At 71.2% G+C, this 15,678-nt stretch carries 16 protein-coding genes; 11 read left to right on the top strand and 5 right to left on the bottom strand.

All coding sequences use genetic code 11. The annotated features are described in order from the left end of the window. The first annotated feature begins 18 nt into the window (after positions 1-18). The 4 genes from Aco04nite_RS44695 to Aco04nite_RS44680 are packed head-to-tail and all read left to right on the top strand — an operon-like array spanning position 19 to position 2,427. The gene (locus Aco04nite_RS44695) at positions 19-1,017 is read left to right on the top strand and encodes an aldo/keto reductase family protein (protein ID WP_213003256.1); all 999 of its coding nucleotides are present in this window, start codon (positions 19-21) and stop codon (positions 1,015-1,017) included. A gap of 56 nt (positions 1,018-1,073) precedes the next feature. Continuing rightward, on the top strand, positions 1,074-1,397 hold the full coding sequence (locus Aco04nite_RS44690) for a PadR family transcriptional regulator (RefSeq protein WP_213003255.1): 324 nt from the start codon (positions 1,074-1,076) through the stop codon (positions 1,395-1,397). Further along, positions 1,394-2,020, top strand: a complete 627-nt coding sequence (locus Aco04nite_RS44685; RefSeq protein WP_213003254.1) for a hypothetical protein — start codon at positions 1,394-1,396, stop codon at positions 2,018-2,020. The genes Aco04nite_RS44690 and Aco04nite_RS44685 overlap by 4 nt, the downstream gene beginning before the upstream one ends. Next, complete coding sequence (locus tag Aco04nite_RS44680; protein ID WP_213003253.1) at positions 2,017-2,427, top strand: hypothetical protein; 411 nt, start codon at positions 2,017-2,019, stop codon at positions 2,425-2,427. The genes Aco04nite_RS44685 and Aco04nite_RS44680 overlap by 4 nt, the downstream gene beginning before the upstream one ends. Here the strand turns inward: Aco04nite_RS44680 and Aco04nite_RS44675 are convergent. After that, positions 2,399-3,217 carry a site-2 protease family protein gene (locus tag Aco04nite_RS44675; RefSeq protein ID WP_213003252.1) on the bottom strand — a complete coding sequence of 273 codons (819 nt, stop codon included), beginning with the start codon at positions 3,215-3,217 and terminating at the stop codon, positions 2,399-2,401. The genes Aco04nite_RS44680 and Aco04nite_RS44675 overlap by 29 nt on opposite strands. Continuing rightward, positions 3,214-3,411, bottom strand: coding sequence for a hypothetical protein (locus tag Aco04nite_RS44670; RefSeq protein ID WP_203834873.1), 198 nt, complete (start codon positions 3,409-3,411; stop codon positions 3,214-3,216). Before Aco04nite_RS44670 ends, Aco04nite_RS44675 begins: the two co-directional genes overlap by 4 nt. A gap of 174 nt (positions 3,412-3,585) precedes the next feature. On the opposite strand from Aco04nite_RS44670, the gene Aco04nite_RS44665 reads away from it, so the two are divergent. After that, a complete protein-coding gene (locus tag Aco04nite_RS44665; RefSeq protein ID WP_213003251.1) occupies positions 3,586-5,490 on the top strand; it encodes a bifunctional adenosylcobinamide kinase/adenosylcobinamide-phosphate guanylyltransferase in 1,905 nt (634 codons plus the stop codon). 201 nt (positions 5,491-5,691) lie between these two features. Beyond that, on the top strand, positions 5,692-6,462 hold the full coding sequence (locus Aco04nite_RS44660) for an adenosylcobinamide-GDP ribazoletransferase (protein WP_213003250.1): 771 nt from the start codon (positions 5,692-5,694) through the stop codon (positions 6,460-6,462). 10 nt (positions 6,463-6,472) lie between these two features. Here Aco04nite_RS44660 and gcvT read toward each other — a convergent pair whose 3' ends face one another. Continuing rightward, positions 6,473-7,567 carry a glycine cleavage system aminomethyltransferase GcvT gene (gene gcvT / locus Aco04nite_RS44655; RefSeq protein WP_244876754.1) on the bottom strand — a complete coding sequence of 365 codons (1,095 nt, stop codon included), beginning with the start codon at positions 7,565-7,567 and terminating at the stop codon, positions 6,473-6,475. Between the two features lie 142 nt (positions 7,568-7,709). Between gcvT and Aco04nite_RS44650 the strand changes: the two genes are divergently transcribed. Continuing rightward, positions 7,710-9,260: a leucyl aminopeptidase gene (locus Aco04nite_RS44650; RefSeq protein ID WP_213003248.1), complete on the top strand. Its 1,551-nt coding sequence runs from the start codon at positions 7,710-7,712 to the stop codon at positions 9,258-9,260. Positions 9,261-9,478: 218 nt separating this feature from the next. After that, positions 9,479-9,904: a GNAT family N-acetyltransferase gene (locus Aco04nite_RS44645; RefSeq protein ID WP_213003247.1), complete on the top strand. Its 426-nt coding sequence runs from the start codon at positions 9,479-9,481 to the stop codon at positions 9,902-9,904. A gap of 255 nt (positions 9,905-10,159) precedes the next feature. Here Aco04nite_RS44645 and Aco04nite_RS44640 read toward each other — a convergent pair whose 3' ends face one another. Then, positions 10,160-10,813 carry a TetR/AcrR family transcriptional regulator gene (locus Aco04nite_RS44640; RefSeq protein WP_244876753.1) on the bottom strand — a complete coding sequence of 218 codons (654 nt, stop codon included), beginning with the start codon at positions 10,811-10,813 and terminating at the stop codon, positions 10,160-10,162. Positions 10,814-10,864: 51 nt separating this feature from the next. Between Aco04nite_RS44640 and Aco04nite_RS44635 the strand changes: the two genes are divergently transcribed. Continuing rightward, positions 10,865-11,782 carry an NADP-dependent oxidoreductase gene (locus Aco04nite_RS44635; RefSeq protein WP_213003246.1) on the top strand — a complete coding sequence of 306 codons (918 nt, stop codon included), beginning with the start codon at positions 10,865-10,867 and terminating at the stop codon, positions 11,780-11,782. A 29-nt stretch (positions 11,783-11,811) separates the two neighbouring features. Here the strand turns inward: Aco04nite_RS44635 and Aco04nite_RS44630 are convergent, their stop codons facing one another. After that, positions 11,812-12,132 carry a hypothetical protein gene (locus Aco04nite_RS44630; protein WP_203834880.1) on the bottom strand — a complete coding sequence of 107 codons (321 nt, stop codon included), beginning with the start codon at positions 12,130-12,132 and terminating at the stop codon, positions 11,812-11,814. Positions 12,133-12,328: 196 nt separating this feature from the next. Between Aco04nite_RS44630 and lpdA the strand changes: the two genes are divergently transcribed. Further along, entirely contained in the window at positions 12,329-13,714 is a 1,386-nt protein-coding gene (gene lpdA / locus Aco04nite_RS44625; RefSeq protein WP_213003245.1) for a dihydrolipoyl dehydrogenase, read from the top strand. A 39-nt stretch (positions 13,715-13,753) separates the two neighbouring features. After that, positions 13,754-15,640, top strand: a complete 1,887-nt coding sequence (sucB, locus tag Aco04nite_RS44620; protein ID WP_213003244.1) for a 2-oxoglutarate dehydrogenase, E2 component, dihydrolipoamide succinyltransferase — start codon at positions 13,754-13,756, stop codon at positions 15,638-15,640. The last annotated feature ends 38 nt before the right edge of the window (positions 15,641-15,678 follow it).

Below are 15,678 nucleotides of genomic sequence, written 5' to 3'. Positions count from 1 at the left end.
GCGGGTAGGTTCGGCGGTATGGAATATCGTCACCTCGGCCGCTCCGGCTTGATGATCAGCGAGATCGCGTACGGCAACTGGATCACCCACGGGTCGCAGGTGGAGGAGGATGCCGCGACCGCGTGCGTGCGGGCAGCGCTCGATGTGGGCATAACCACGTTCGACACCGCGGACGCGTACGCGGGGACCCGTGCCGAAGAGGTCCTCGGCCGCGCGCTGAAGGGTGAGCGCCGCGAGGGTCTGGAGATCTTCACGAAGGTTTTCTGGCCGACCGGTCCGGGCCCGAACGACCGCAGCCTGTCCCGCAAGCACGTGATGGAGTCGATCAACGGCTCGCTGCGCCGCCTCCAGCTCGACTACGTGGACCTCTACCAGGCGCACCGCTACGACTACTCGACCCCGCTCGAGGAGACGATGCAGGCGTTCGCGGACATCGTGCACTCGGGCAAGGCGCTCTACATCGGCGTCTCGGAGTGGACGGCGACGGAGATCCGGGCGGGCTGGGAGCTGGCCCAGGACCTGAAGATCCAGCTCGTGTCGAACCAGCCGCAGTACTCCATGCTGTGGCGGGTCATCGAGGCGGAGGTCGTGCCGCTGAGCGAGGAGGTCGGCGTCGGCCAGGTCGTGTTCTCGCCGATCGCGCAGGGCGTACTGAGTGGCAAGTATGAGCCGGGCAAGCAGCCGCCGGCGGGGTCGCGGGCCACGGATGACAAGTCCGGCGCCGAGTTCATCAAGCGCTACATGAGCGATGACGTGCTGACGACGGTCCAGCGGCTGCGCCCGCTCGCGGATCAGGCCGGGCTGAGCATGGCCCAGCTGGCCGTGGCGTGGGTCCTGCAGAACACGAACGTCTCGGCCGCGATCATCGGCGCTTCACGCCCCGAGCAGGTCAAGGACAATGCCAAGGCCGCGGGTGTACGCCTGGAGCCCGATCTCATGAAGGCCATCGAGGAAGCCGTCGGAGGCATCGCCGAGCGCGACCCGTCCAAAACGGTGAGCCCCGCCAAGCGCCCCTGAGCTCCGACTCATAACCTGGACGCGAGCATATCTTCGCGTCCGATATATTGCTCCGCATGTCTGATCCACTTCGGGAACCGACGTTCCTGATCCTCACCGCCCTCGTCGATGAGCCCATGCACGGTTATGGGCTCATCGCCGAGGTGGACCGCCTCTCCGAGGGGCGCGTCGCGCTGCGGCCCGGCACCCTCTACGGCGCCCTCGACCGCCTCACCGACGACGGGCTCGTGGCCCGCGACCGCGAGGAGGTGGTCGACGGGAGGCTGCGGCGCTACTACCGGCTCACCCCCGGCGGAGAGGGCGCCCTCCGCGCCGAAACAGAACGGATGCGCCGGCACGTCGAGACGGCAACCCTGCGACTTCAGGGGCGTACGGCATGAGCGACCCCTACTACCGCCTGCTGTTCGCCTACCCGAGGCGTTACCGCCGCGAGCGCGGCCGGGAGCTTGTCGACATGTACCGCGAGCTTTCCGGTGACCGCCGCCGGCCGACCGTGTCCGAGGCCGCCGACCTGATCGTGGGTGGCATCCGGGAACGCGTGCGCGCCGTGGGACTGGGTGGCCTGTCCCGCGCGGTGCCGGCCGCGTCCGTGTTCACGCTCGCCGCGCTGACCGGGCTGTCGGTCTACTACCTGCTCGTCTTCGAGCTCCACCCGGCCGGCGGGGAGTCGTTCGGCCCGTTCGCGAGCGTCTACGTCTGCGCATACCTGGGCTGGCTGGTCACCGCGGTCACCGCCGCTGTCGTTCCGGGCCGCCTCGCCCGTACGTCGGCCGCCGTGACCCTTGCCCTGCTGGCCGGTGCGATCGCCGTGCGCTTCGTCGGGGGCCCGTGGCACACCCTCAACCTGTACATGGGGCTGCCACTGGCGGTGCTCGGCGTGATCACCTTGGCGCTGCCCGCCGCTGCGTCGTGGACGGCCCGGATGGCCCGCTCGCCGTCGCCGCGGCCACCGTCTTCACCGTTGTCGTCCGGCCGCCGCTCGACACGGATGGTCCGGCCATGATGGGAACGCTGTGGGAACCCGGCGCGGGCACCTACGGCATGTGCTGCTCCTACGAGGTGCCGTCTTCCTACCCGCTGCACCTGGCAGCCATCGCTCTGCTCATCGCGGGTGTGGCCGCGGCGCTGGTCCAGGCGCGGCGCGGCAGCTCCCGCGGCACCTGGACGCTGCTGGTGCTGGCCACGCCGATTGCCGCCCTGGCCACGATGTGGCTCTCCGAGGTGGAACCGTTCCGATCGTTCTCCGCCCGCTTCACCGGCTGGAACGAGATCACCGTGTGCATCGCCGGCATCCTCGCCATCCTGATCGCCGCCGTCGGTCTGCCCGCCGCGGTTGTCCTCTTCACGGCCGCCCGCCGGATCACGTCGGGTATTTCGTCGTTCAGGAAAGATCGCTCCAGAAACGCATGAAGTAGAGCCCGAGCTGACCGAGGTCGTCGGGGATGCCGATCAGGCCGGCGAGCCAGTTCACGGCGGTGAAGAACCAGACGTTGATGCGGGACTGCCAGAGCAGGACGAAGAGCAGCAGGAAACCGTACGGCGCGAAGAGGTTGTAGGCGCGCTGATAGGGGGCGCTGAGCCAGGGCTGGACGATGTTGCCGCCGTCCAGGCCCGGGACCGGCAGGAAGTTGAGCAGGCTCGCCGTCACCTGCAGGAAGGCAAGGGCTGCCAGAGCGACCCAGAACGCCGCGTGCGGGCTGGTCGTGCCGTCGGCGTAGATCGCGATGCCGTCGCCGCCGCCGAGGGCGAACGGGATCGCGAGCAGCAGGGCGAAGACCACGTTGGTGAGTGGTCCGGCCGCGCTGATCAGGGAGTCCTTGACCTTGCTGTTGATGTGGGCGTGGTCGACCCAGACCGCACCACCGGGCAGGCCGATGCCGCCGAGGATCACCGCGATCAGCGGCAGCACGATCGACAGGACCGGGTGGGTGTATTTCAGCGGGTTGAGACGCAGGTAGCCGCGCTCGGCGACGCCCAGGTCGCCGGAGAAATACGCGACGATGGCGTGGGCGTACTCATGGAGACAGAGCGAGAACACCCACCCGGACACGACGAACAGGAAGACGTCGACGCGGACGTTGCCGGACCCGGTCCAGGTCATCCAGGCGCTGACCGCGACGACGGCCAGGATGCCGACGAAGACCGGGCTCGGAACGAAGGCGCTGCGCGGGGTGCCGCGGCTGAGTTGGAAGCTGCTCACTCGGCCGGCAGCAGACTCATCTTGTAGTCGACCCGGTCATCCTCGACCAGGGTGACCTGGGCGACCCCGGCGGCGGCCAGCTCGCGCCAGGCCTGCCCGATCCAGGACTCTGCGTCGGCCTGGCTGCTGAACGTCTCGGCCGGGCCCGTGACAGGCTGCCCGTCGACGCCCTCGTACCGCCAACTCCACGGCATGCGGTCGCCCTCCTCGATGTCTGAACGTGCGTGAGGTCCACCCTACGGGGTGCCCACGACACCGTCAGTCCGGGCGCGCCAGCCCTGTGGACAACCACGCGGGCCCGGGTGGTTATCCACAAGCGCGACGGGTCGGCCCGCACGGGGCGGGACGACGGATCTAAGGTACGGGGCATGTCTGGTGACGGGTGGAGTTCGGTCCTGGTGCTCGGCGGGATCCGATCGGGCAAGTCCGCGTTCGCCGAGGCGCTGGTCGCGGGGGCCGCCTCGGTGCGCTACATCGCTACGGCGGTGGGTGGTGAGGACGATCCCGAGTGGCGCGGCCGCATCGAGGCACATCAGCGCCGCCGCCCGCAGTCGTGGACGACGGAGGAGACCGGCGCCGACCCGGCCCGGCTGACGGCCGTGCTGACCGAGGCGAAACCGGACGACACGCTGCTCGTCGACGACCTCGGCGGATGGGTGGCCTCGCTGCTCGACCCGGCCCTGCAGCCCAACGACGACGTGGCGACCGTCACCGCGCTGGCCGAGGCGGTTCGCGGGTGCGCGGCGCGCGTGGTCGTGGTCAGCCCGGAGGTCGGCCTGTCGCTGGTGCCGCAGACACCGCTGGGGCGCGCGTTCGCCGATGCGCTCGGCACCGCCAACCAGGCCCTCGCGGACGCCTGCGACCGGGTCGTCCTGGTCGTCGCGGGCCGCCCCGCCTGGCTGAAGACCGGCGCCGACCAGCCCGGCATCATCACCGACGTCCAGGCCGACAACGCGACAGCGACCGAGCCCGCACGATCCGGCGAAGCCGCGGCCGCACCGGCCACAGCAGGCGCCGCCGCACCAGCCACAGCAGGCCCAGCTGCACCGGCCACAGCGGGCGCAGCCGCAGCCCAGGTGACCGTTGCGACGGCGGCGCAGCCGCTCACCGCCATCAGCACGGCGACCACCGCCACGGTGGTGCGGGCCCAGCCCTCAGCCGACGACGAGGGCGGCGAGATCCCGGTCATCCAGGCCGGCATGGACCTCCCCCTGCCCGACAGCGACGCCGGCCCCGACGCCCGTGACCGTCTCGCCCGCCTCGACCTTCCGGGTGCGGGTGTGGGTGTGCTGGTCGAGGCCATCGAGTTCGCCGCGGCCACCCAGGGCACGGCCATCCCCCGTCCCTGGGGTCCGGTGCGCGTCCTGCTCATCGACGGCCGCCACACCGGCGGCGGCGCCGCGGGCGCCGATTCCGCCGAGTCGGACCGCCGCGCGGCTCAGGCCGAGGCCGGCGAGGGGGCACTCGCACGACTCGCCGCGAGTGCCGACGCGGACATCGCCGTGGTTCGCGTGGCGGAGTCCGGCGCCATGGAGGACGGCCCGGTGCTGAGCGAGGACGCGGTCGACGCGGCCCTGCGCCAGGGCTGGCGGCTCGCCGAAGCAGCGGTCGTCGACGGTCGCGAGGCGCTCATCATCGCGTCCTGCGGCGCCGGCACGGACGCCGCAGCCGCCGCCGTCCTCGCCGCGACGACGGGCGCCGAGCCGGTGGCGGTGCTCCCCCGGGTCCTGGCGCCCGGCGGCTTCTACGACGACGAGGCGTGGATGAAGCGCTGCGCCGCGGTCCGGGACGCGATGCACCGGATCCGGCAGGAGCCCCGCGGCGCGAAGGACATCCTGGCCCAGCTGGGCGGCGCCGACCTGGCCGTGGCGACGGGCGCCCTGCTCGGCGCCGCCTCCCACCGGATCCCGGTGCTGGTGGACGGCCCGCTCGGCATCGCGGCCGGCCTGGTGGCCCGCGACCTCGCCGCGCAGAGCCGGCACTGGTGCCTGCTCGCCGACGCCGGCACGCACCAACTGGTCCGGCAGGGCGCGGACGTCCTGGGCCTGACCCCGGTGCTGGAGCTCGGCCTGGACCTCGGCGAGGGCGCCAACGCACTGGCCGCCCTCCCGCTGCTGCGCACGTCGATCGCCCTCGCCGCAGCCCTGCCCGTGCACCCCGCACTGCTCGACGCCGCTCCGGAATACGACGACGACACCACCACCGACGAGGACGAGGACGACGCCGAGTTCATCGAGCCCGAACCGGACGGCCCCGGCCCCGCCAGTGCCTGATACGGCCCGAGCGGCGATCACAACGCCGCTCGACTCGGCCCCCGGCGGCAAGCATGACGCTGATGGGCTCGGCCCCGACGGCGATCACAACGCTGCTCGACTCGGCCCGGCGGCGAGCATGACGCTGCTCGGCTCGGCCCCGACGGCGATCACAACGCTGGTTGACTCGGACCGGGCGGCGGCTCAGCACAGGCGGCGGCCATGACGCGGATCGGGTCGGCCCGGGCGGTGATCACGACGCTGATCGACTCGGTCCGGCTGGCGGTGACGACGCTGACGGTGCTGCCGGTCCGGGCGGGCCGGATCGATCGGGGTACGGCGGCCGGGGCGATGGCCCTCGCGCCGCTGATCGGGGCCCTGCTCGGCCTCGTGCTGGGCGGTCTGCACGCGCTCCTGCCGCAGACGCTGCTGGGTGCGGCGCTGACCGTCACCGCGGGCGTCCTGCTGACCAGAGGCCTGCACCTCGACGGTCTGGCCGACTCGGTGGACGCCCTGGGCTCCTACCAAAAAGGCCCCAAAGCCCTAGAAATCATGAAAAAAGCCGACATCGGCCCGTTCGGCGTGGCAGCAATCGTCCTGATTCTGCTCCTGCAAGCCTCCGCGCTCACCGGGAATTCGGTCAACATCTGGGCAATCGTGACAGCCTGGGCGACCGGCCGCCTCGGCATCAGCATCGCCTGCCGCAAAGGCGTCCCCGCCGCCCGCCCCGAAGGCCTGGGCGCCCTGGTAGCCGGCACGGTCCCCTACCCGGTGATAGCCATCGCGGCACTCCTGATCGGCGCGATGGCCACGGCAGCGGTCCCGGGCACCCTCTGGGCGGGCCCAGCGGTCGTAGCAGCGGTCATAGCCGCGACGTTCCTGCTGCTCAAACACGCGACCAGACGCTTCGGCGGCATCACCGGCGACGTCCTGGGAGCGACCACCGAGCTGGCGACGACCGCAACGATCGTCGCCCTCGCCCTGGTGTCCTGAGGACGCGAAGTCAGCGAACCGAGGTCTGCACGAACGGCGGCTTCACGACCTTGGCCTCGATCCGCCGGCCCCGCACGTCGATCTCGACGAGATCCCCGTCGGCGACCCCGGCAGCGCTGTCCAGCAGCGCGAGCGCGATCCCGACCTTCTTCGTGGGCGAGAACGTGCCGCTCGTGGTTTCGCCGATCAGCGTGCTCCCCGCGTACACCTGCATGTGACCCCTCGGGATGCCGCGACCGGTGAGCTCGAGGCCTCGCAGCGACCGCCTGGGTCCTGCGGCCTTCTCCGCGACCAGCGCGTCGCGGCCCCAGAAGGCCGGCTTCGACCACCCGACAGCCCACCCGGACCGTGCCTGGACCGGCGTGATGTCCAGGGAAAGCTCCTGCCCGTGCAGCGGATAGCCCATCTCTGTGCGCAGCGTGTCCCGCGCCCCGAGCCCACAGGGCCGGACCCCGGCGGCGACCAGCGCGTCCCACACCTGTACGGCGTCGTCCCACGGTACGACCAGCTCGTACCCGGTCTCGCCCGTGTACCCGGTGCGGCACACGATCAGCGACACGCCGTCCAGCGTGGTCGTCGAGAACGACATGTAGTCGTGCTCGACCGGCAATCCGAGCGCCTTGACCGTGGCGGGCGAATCCGGGCCCTGCACGGCGAGCACAGCCCAGTCGCGGTGCTCGTCGGTGACCGTGATGCCGGCGGGAGCGGCGGCGGCGAGGCGGCGGACGACCTCGGCGGTGTTGGCGGCGTTCGGGATCAGGAAAACTTCGTCCGGGGAAATCAGATAGGCGATCAGGTCGTCGACCACGCCACCCGAGGCATCGTCGCAGCAGAGCGTGTACTGCGCCTTGCCGGGCTCGATCCGGCCCAGATCGTTGGTCAGGCAGGCGTTGACGAAGTCCGCCGCGCCCGGGCCGGAAACGCGGGCTTTGCCCAGGTGGGAGACATCGAATACACCCACGGCGTCGCGGACGGCAGCGTGCTCGCGCAGGACTCCGCCGCCGGCGTACTCCAGCGGCATGTCCCACCCTCCGAAGGAGGCGAACTTGGCTCCGAGGGCGGTGTGGCGCTCGTGCAGCGGCGAGCGAAGCAGGTCGTCGGACATGAGTGGCAACTTACCCGTGACCTTGCATGTGGTTAGCATCGGCGGGACACCACCGCCGTCCGGCGCGACCCGCACCGGACGGACCACGCCGCCGGGACGTCCCACGAGTCAGCCCCGGCCCAGCGATCGCGGAGAGCCTCGAGTGACCCACCCCGCCCCCTCATTGAGCCTGGCCGACGGCGACCCCGCCGAGCTGGCCGTCGACGCCCTGGTCATCGGGTTGCACAGCCAGCCCGACGAGGGCGGCACGCTGCTGCCCGCGGCCGGTGCCGAAAGCATCGCCGCCGCCTTCGACGGCAAGCTGACCGCGACCCTGGCCCTTCTCGGCGCCACCGGCGCCCCCGGCGAGGTGACGAAGCTCGCGACACTGGGCACCGTCGCCGCGCCGCTGATCGTCGCCGTAGGCCTCGGCGACGAACCCTCCGGTTCCGCACCGGCCACCGAGACGCTGCGCCGGGGAACGGGTGCCGCCGTCCGCGCACTCGCCGGCAGCGAGACCGTGGCCCTGGCGCTGCCCGTCCCCGACGACGCGGACGCGCCCGGCGTGCTGCGCGCGATCCTGGAAGGCGCGCTGATCGGCGGTTACCGGTTCGCCGGTTACAAGACCAAGCCGCAGCCGAACCGCCGCGAGCCCGTGAAATCCCTGCAGGTCACCGTCGCCGACGCGACGGACGACGCCGCGCTCGCCGAGGTGACCCGCGCCGAGACCGTCGCCAAGGCGGTCCGGCTGACCCGTGACTGGGTCAACATGGCCCCCAACGAGCTGCGTCCGCCGAGCTTCGCCGACGCCGTCGCCGCTGCAGCGCAGGGCACCGGCCTCGAGGTGGAGGTTCTCGACTTCGACCAGCTCAAGGCGGGTGGCTACGGCGGCATCGTGGCCGTCGGCCAGGGCTCCGAGGCGCCGCCGCGGCTGGTCAAGCTCTCCTACACGCCGCAGGGCGTCGAGAACCCCAAGCGCGTCGCACTGGTCGGCAAGGGCATCACCTTCGACACCGGCGGCATCAGCATCAAGCCGGCCGCCGGCATGTGGGAGATGAAGTCCGACATGGCCGGCGCCGCCGCGGTGGGCGCCACCCTGCTCGCGGTCGCCGCGCTCAAGCCGGACGTCGCGGTCAGCGGCTACTTGGCGATCGCCGAGAACATGCCCTCGGGCACCGCCTACCGCCCGGGCGACGTCATCACGATGTTCAACGGTAAGCGCGTCGAGGTCCTCAACACCGACGCCGAGGGCCGCATGGTCCTGGCCGACGGCATCGCGCGGGCCATCTCCGACGGCACGGACTACCTCTTCGAGACGTCCACGCTGACCGGCGGCCAAGTCATCTCGCTCGGCAAGCGCATCGCCGGCGTCATGGGCGACCCGGACACCTGCGAGCGAGTCAAGGTCGCCGGCGACTCGGTCGGCGAGCCCGCCTGGCCGATGCCGCTCCCCGACGACGTCCGCAAGGGCATGGACTCCGACATCGCCGACATCAGCCAGGTCAACGCGAGCATGGACCGCGCCGGCCACATGCTCCAGGGCGGCGTCTTCCTCCGCGAGTTCGTCACCGAGGGCCTCCCCTGGGCCCACATCGACATCGCGGGCCCGAGCTACCACACCGGCGAGCCCACCGGCTACTGGACGAAGGGCGGCACGGGCGTCCCGGTCCGCACGCTCCTCGCCCTGATCGACGACATCGCGGCCAACGGCTGACGAGATCTGCGAAAGGCGCCGCCCAGCTTCCTGCCGGGCGGCGCTTTTTTATCAGTACGCCCGGCCCCCAGCACCGAGTTCGCCACAGCCGGCGTAGCTGCCGTACCCGGCCTCATCACGCCGCTTCCGGGCTCACATCTGTGGTCCCGCCAAGATCCAGACCACCGACCGCCAACTGGACGCTGCCCCGCAGGCCCCGAGCACGGTCAAATGATCAGGTGAGCGACTACCACCTGAGCGAAGACCCCGCCGACCTCGACCTGCCCCGCATCATCGGCTGGCTCACCACCGACGCCTACTGGGCCAAGGGCCGAACCCCCGAAACAATCGAGCGGGCATTCGCCAACTCCACCCCCGCCGGCCTCTACACCCCCACCGGCGAACAGGTAGCCGTAGCCCGAATCATCTCCGACAAGGCCACCTTCACCTGGCTCTGCGACGTCTACGTCGCCCCCACCCACCGAGGCCAGGGCCTGGGCACCACCATCGCCACCTGGTCCACCACCTGGGCCGAACGCCACGGCATCAAACGCGTCGTCCTGGCCACCCTCGACGCCCACACCGTCTACGCCAAAGCCGGCTTCACCCCCATGGCCCACCCCGAACGCTGGATGGAAATCGACACCCGCCCCCCATTCGCCTGACCCCCTCCCACTCGCGCCCGCTTCCCCATCACCCGGCCCTGCTCGCGCCTGGTCTCCACCCCCACTCGCGCAAAAGTAGGTTGTGCACAATTAAATTGCGCACAACCGATCTGGTCGGATCTGGCCGGCTTGGAGCCGGATCTGGCCGGCTTAGAGCCGGATCTGGCCGGATCTGGCCGGCTTGGAGCCGGGTCAGGCCGGCTTGGAGCCGGGTCAGGCCGGCTTGGAGCCGGGTCAGGCCGGCTTGGAGCCGGGTCAGGCGACCGGGACCATGGGGAGGCGGGCTGCCGGGGGCAGGGGTGTGGCGTCCGGGTTGGCGCGCAGTCCTTCGAGGGTGACGGCGGCGAAGCGGCGGGCGGCTACGGCGGCGCCGGCCGGGCCGGCGGAGCGGATGCCTCCGGCGGCCATCAGGATGAGGACCAGGTCGTCGAGCACGAACTCGCGGCGCAGCATGCCCGCGTCCTTCGCTCGCCGGGCCAGCTCCGAGAAGGCCAGCAGCGCCCGTTCGCGACCGGCGGCGAAGTCGATCGCGCGGGGGTAGGCCGACATGAACGCGGCGGTGAAGCCACGGTCCTTGGCGTGCAGCTCGCTGAGCTGCTCGATCACCCCGCGGAAGCCGTGCCACGGGTCCGGGTCGTCCAGTGCCCGCTCGACGATTGTCAGGCAGAGCGACATCTGGTCCGCGAAGGCCGCGGTGACCAGCGATTCCTTGGTCGGGAACCGGCGGTAGAGGGTGGCGGGACCGACACCGGCGCGGCGGGCGATCTCCCGCAGCGGCACCTCGAGGCCCTCGGTTGCGAACGCCGCGCGGGCGACCTCCAGGATCCGGTCGCGGTTGTCGCGGGCGTCGGAGCGCAGGGCGGGCGCCGGAGCGGATCCCGCGCCGGAGCGAGGCAATGTGTCGGTCACGGCTCTCACTTTAGCCAAGTGGACGGGGGCGTCCCGTTAGCGTCGGGCGCCATGAGAGCACTGCAATTCTCCGAGTACGGTCCCCCGAGCGTCCTGCACATCGCCGAGGTTCCCGAGCCGCACGCAGGGCCGGGGCAGGTCCGCGTCGCCGTCCGGGCATCGGGCGTGACGCCCGCCGACTGGTACGTCCGGTCCGGGCGGTTCAAGGACTGGATTCCGCTGCCGTTGCCGCATGTGCTCGGCGCCGATGCCGCCGGGGTGGTCGACGAGGTCGGCCCGGGGGTGAGCGGGGTGGCCGTGGGTGACGAGGTGCTGGGGATCACCGATCTGGCGCGGATGGGCGGGGCGAACGCCGAGTTCGCGGTGCTGGCGCTGTGGGTGCCGAAGCCGCCGAACCTGACCTGGGAGGAGGCAGGCGGGCTGGCCGCGAACGCGGAGACCGCCGCCCGCACCCTGGACCTGCTCGGCGTCACGGCCGGCACCACGCTGCTGGTCGAGGGCGCGGCCGGGGGTGTCGGCACCATTGCCGTGCAGCTCGCGGTGGCGCGGGGTGCGAAGGTCATCGGTACGGCCGGTGAGCGCAATCACGCGTTCCTGACCGGGCTCGGGGCGACGCCGATCACCTACGGGCCGGGCCTCGAGGAACGCGTCGCCACGGCCGTGGACGCCGTGCTGGACTGTGCGGGGTCCGGTTCGCTGCCCGAGCTCGTCGAGCTGGCGGGTGATCCACGCAAGGTGGTCAGCATCGCGGATCTGACCGCGGACGCTCACGGCGTACACATGTCGCGGTCTGCCGGACCCGGGGCGGACCCGCAGGCGGGCGGCGGCCTGGCCGAAGTTGTCGACCTTGCCGGGAGCGGGCGGCTCAGCGTGCCGATCGCCGCGGTCTTCCCGGTGGAGCAGGCGGCCGCGGCGCACGAGCTGAGCCAGACCGGGCACGCCCGCGGCAAGATCGTCCTGACGATCTAGCAGGACCCAGGCTGACGATCCAGCAGGACTCAGGCCGGGCGGCGCTTCTGGCGGGCGTTGTAGTCGCGCATCCGTTGCGGATAGCCCATCAGCCGGATGTCGTAGATCGGCATCGCGAGCTGATGGGCGAAGCGGCGCGCGTTCTCCGGGGAGTCGATGCGGCGGCGGGTCCACTCGCCGTCATGGGCGATCAGCAGGATCGTGGTCTCCGTGACGGTGGTCCGTGGTTCGATGAAGGCCTCGACACCACGGCGGGAGCGGACGAATTCCGTCAGGTATTCCAGATCTTCGCGGTTCGCGAGGCGGCCGCTCGTGCGAGACGGCTCCCGGCGCCGTCGGAACCAGGCCACGAACACTCCTCCGGGTCGGCTGACTACGTGCGGTCAGCTGCCGTAGAAGAGTACGGGAATCCACGTGTCTTGCGGCACCTGACTGCATCGATTGAAACGTGCAGTGACAAGATGGGTTGGACAGCTGTGACCGTTTCCACCATGTGACCCATGTGGCAACGGAAGATCTCGCGACAGGGCGATCTGGGAGTATGACGTGAGCCAGCCTGGCGGAACTTTCGACATCGTGATCCTCGGCGCCGGCAGCGGTGGTTATGCCGCCGCCCTCCGCGCGGCCGAGTTGAACCTCACCGTGGCGCTGATCGACAAGGCGGAGCTGGGCGGCACCTGCCTGCACCGCGGTTGTGTCCCCACAAAGGCGCTGCTGCACGCCGCGGAGATCGCCGACCAGACCCGCGAGAGCGAGCAGTTCGGCATCAAGGCCGATCTGGTCGGCATCGACATGGCCGGCGTCAACGCGTACAAGGACGGCGTCGTCGCCCGGCTCTACAAGGGCCTGCAGGGCCTGCTCAAGAACGACAAGATCACGGTGGTGCAGGGCGCCGGCAAGCTGGTCGCCAAGGACACCGTCGAGGTCGACGGCAAGCGTTACACCGGTCGCAACGTCATCCTCGCGACCGGCTCCTACTCGCGCTCGCTGCCCGGCCTCGAGGTCGACGGCAAGCGGGTGCTGGCCAGTGAGCACGCCCTCAAGCTCGACCGCGTGCCCAGCTCCGCGATCGTGCTCGGCGGCGGCGTGATCGGCGTCGAGTTCGCCAGCGTGTGGAAGTCGTTCGGCGCCGACGTGACGATCCTGGAAGCGCTGCCCCGGCTCGTGGCCGCCGAGGACGAGGAGATCTCGAAGGCGGTCGAGCGCGCGTTCCGCAAGCGCAAGATCAACTTCAAGGTCGGCAAGCCGTTCGAGAAGGTCGAGCACACCGAGAACGGCGTGCGCGCGACCCTCGCCGGCGGCGAGACCGTCGAGGCCGAGATCCTGCTGGTCGCCGTGGGCCGTGGCCCGACGACCGCCAACCTCGGCTACGAGGAGCAGGGCGTCACGCTGGACCGCGGTTTCGTGATCACCAACGAGCGGCTGCACACCGGCGTCGGCAACATCTACGCCGTGGGTGACATCGTCCCCGGCCTGCAGCTCGCCCACCGCGGCTTCGCCCAGGGCATCTTCATCGCCGAGGAGATCGCCGGGCTCCACCCCGCCGTGATCGACGAGGCCGGCATCCCCCGCGTCACCTACTCCGACCCCGAGGTCGCGTCGGTCGGCATCACCGAGGCCAAGGCCAAGGAGCAGTACGGCGCGGACAAGATCTCGACGTACAACTACAACCTGGGCGGCAACGGCAAGAGCCAGATCCTCAAGACCCAGGGCTTCGTCAAGCTGGTCCGGGTCAACGACGGACCGGTCGTCGGGGTGCACATGGTCGGCGCCCGCATCGGCGAGCTCGTCGGCGAGGCCCAGCTCATCTACAACTGGGAAGCCTTCCCGGAAGAGGTCGCGCAGCTCGTGCACGCGCACCCGACGCAGAACGAGGCCCTCGGCGAGGCCTTCCTCGCGCTCGCGGGCAAGCCCCTGCACTCCCACAGCTGATCACGATCCGTTAGCAAAGCGGTTAAGGAGTTCTGAGACATGCCGGTATCGGTCACCATGCCGCGGCTGGGTGAGAGCGTCACCGAGGGCACCGTCACTCGCTGGCTCAAGCAGGAGGGCGAGCGCGTCGAGGCGGACGAGCCGCTGCTCGAGGTCTCCACCGACAAGGTCGACACCGAGATCCCCTCGCCGGCCGCCGGTGTCCTCTCCCGCATCGTCGTGGGCGAGGACGAGACGGCCGACGTCGGCAGCGAGCTCGCGGTCATCGCGGGCGACGGCGAGGACGCGGGCTCCGCGGCCCCGGCGCCCGCCGCCGCGCCCGCCCAGGAGGAGTCGGCACCCGAGCCCGAGCCCGCCGCCCTGGACACACCGTCGACCGAGAAGCCGATCGAGGCGGAAGCCCCCGCGCCGCAGACCGGGTCGAGCAGTGGCGGCGGCACAGCCGTCAAGATGCCCGCGCTCGGCGAGAGCGTCACCGAGGGCACCGTCACCCGCTGGCTCAAGGCGGTCGGCGACACCATCGAGGTCGACGAGCCGCTGCTCGAGGTCTCCACGGACAAGGTCGACACCGAGATCCCGTCGCCGGTCGCCGGCACGGTCCTCGAGATCAAGGTCCAGGAGGACGAGACCGCCGACGTCGGCGCCGACCTCGCGATCATCGGCAGCGCCGACAGCGCCCCGGCCGCGCCGGCTCAGGAGGCGCCGAAGCCCGCCCCCGCACAGGAGGCCCCGAAGGCCGAGGCCCCCAAGGCCGAGGAGCCGAAGCCGGCCCCCGCGCCGCAGCAGGCTCCCCAGCCGAAGATCGAGACGCAGCAGGCCCCGTCCTGGGAGCCCGGCGGGTCGTACGCCGACCCGTCCGCCGAGGCCGAGACGGCCAAGGACCCGTCGGCCGCCGAGCGCAACGCCGAGCCGGCCCCGGCCCAGGCCGCCGCGCCCGCCGCCGAGACGGTCCGCAGCAACGGAGCCGGCGACGCCGGTTACGTGACCCCGCTGGTCCGCAAGCTCGCCACCGAGAAGGGCGTCGACCTGTCGGCGCTGACCGGCACCGGCGTCGGTGGCCGGATCCGCAAGCAGGACGTCATCGAGGCAGCCGACAAGGCCGCCGCGGCGAAGGCGGCAGCCGCCGCTCCCGCCCCGGCAGCCACGCCGGCCGCACCGCAGCAGGCGAAGCCGGCCGCCAAGCCGGAGCCGAGCCCGCTGCGTGGCCGCACCGAGAAGCTCACCCGCATCCGCGCGACGATCGCCCGCCGCATGGTCGAGTCGCTGCACATCTCGGCGCAGCTGACCACGGTCATCGAGGTCGACGTCACGAAGATCGCCCAGCTGCGTCAGCGCGCGAAGGCCGACTTCCTCGCCAAGAACGGCGTGAAGCTCACCTTCCTGCCGTTCTTCGCGCTGGCGGCCGTCGAGGCGCTGCGCCAGCACCCGGTGGTCAACTCGTCCATCGACCAGGAGGCCGGCACGGTCACCTATCACGAGGGCGAGCACCTGGGTATCGCGGTGGACACCCCGAAGGGCCTGGTCGTCCCGGTCATCAAGGACGCCGGGGACCTCAACCTCGCCGGGCTGTCCAAGCGGATCGCGGACGTCGCGGAGCGCACCCGCAACAACAAGATCAGCCCTGACGAGCTGTCCGGTGGCACGTTCACGCTGACCAACACGGGCAGCCGGGGTGCGCTCTTCGACACCCCGATCATCAACCAGCCGCAGGTCGGCATCCTCGGCACCGGCGCGGTCGTCAAGCGCGCCGTGGTCGTCGACGACCCCAACCTGGGCGAGCTGATCGTGCCGCGCTCGATGATCTACCTGGCGCTCAGCTACGACCACCGGATCGTGGACGGCGCCGACGCCGCCCGCTTCCTGGTCACGCTGAAGGAGCGTCTCGAGGGTGGCCAGTTCGAGGGTGACCTCGGACTCAGCTCCTGACGTAAAAGCACCGGTTCGGCAAGAAGGGGCGCGCAAGC

The organism is Winogradskya consettensis (genome assembly GCF_018332715.1).
In the GTDB taxonomy this organism is placed as follows: domain Bacteria; phylum Actinomycetota; class Actinomycetes; order Mycobacteriales; family Micromonosporaceae; genus Actinoplanes; species Actinoplanes consettensis.
This window is presented reverse-complemented; position numbering and strand designations above follow the sequence as displayed.

Coding starts and splice junctions, on each gene's coding strand:
- Aco04nite_RS44680 (WP_213003253.1), top strand. CDS start 2,017: ATGATGGGAACGCTGTGGGAACCCGGCGCGGGCACCTACGGCATGTGC.
- Aco04nite_RS44685 (WP_213003254.1), top strand. CDS start 1,394: ATGAGCGACCCCTACTACCGCCTGCTGTTCGCCTACCCGAGGCGTTAC.
- Aco04nite_RS44660 (WP_213003250.1), top strand. CDS start 5,692: ATGACGCGGATCGGGTCGGCCCGGGCGGTGATCACGACGCTGATCGAC.
- Aco04nite_RS44690 (WP_213003255.1), top strand. CDS start 1,074: ATGTCTGATCCACTTCGGGAACCGACGTTCCTGATCCTCACCGCCCTC.
- Aco04nite_RS44695 (WP_213003256.1), top strand. CDS start 19: ATGGAATATCGTCACCTCGGCCGCTCCGGCTTGATGATCAGCGAGATC.
- sucB (WP_213003244.1), top strand. CDS start 13,754: ATGCCGGTATCGGTCACCATGCCGCGGCTGGGTGAGAGCGTCACCGAG.
- Aco04nite_RS44665 (WP_213003251.1), top strand. CDS start 3,586: ATGTCTGGTGACGGGTGGAGTTCGGTCCTGGTGCTCGGCGGGATCCGA.
- gcvT (WP_244876754.1), bottom strand. CDS start 7,567: ATGTCCGACGACCTGCTTCGCTCGCCGCTGCACGAGCGCCACACCGCC.
- Aco04nite_RS44670 (WP_203834873.1), bottom strand. CDS start 3,411: ATGCCGTGGAGTTGGCGGTACGAGGGCGTCGACGGGCAGCCTGTCACG.
- Aco04nite_RS44635 (WP_213003246.1), top strand. CDS start 10,865: ATGAGAGCACTGCAATTCTCCGAGTACGGTCCCCCGAGCGTCCTGCAC.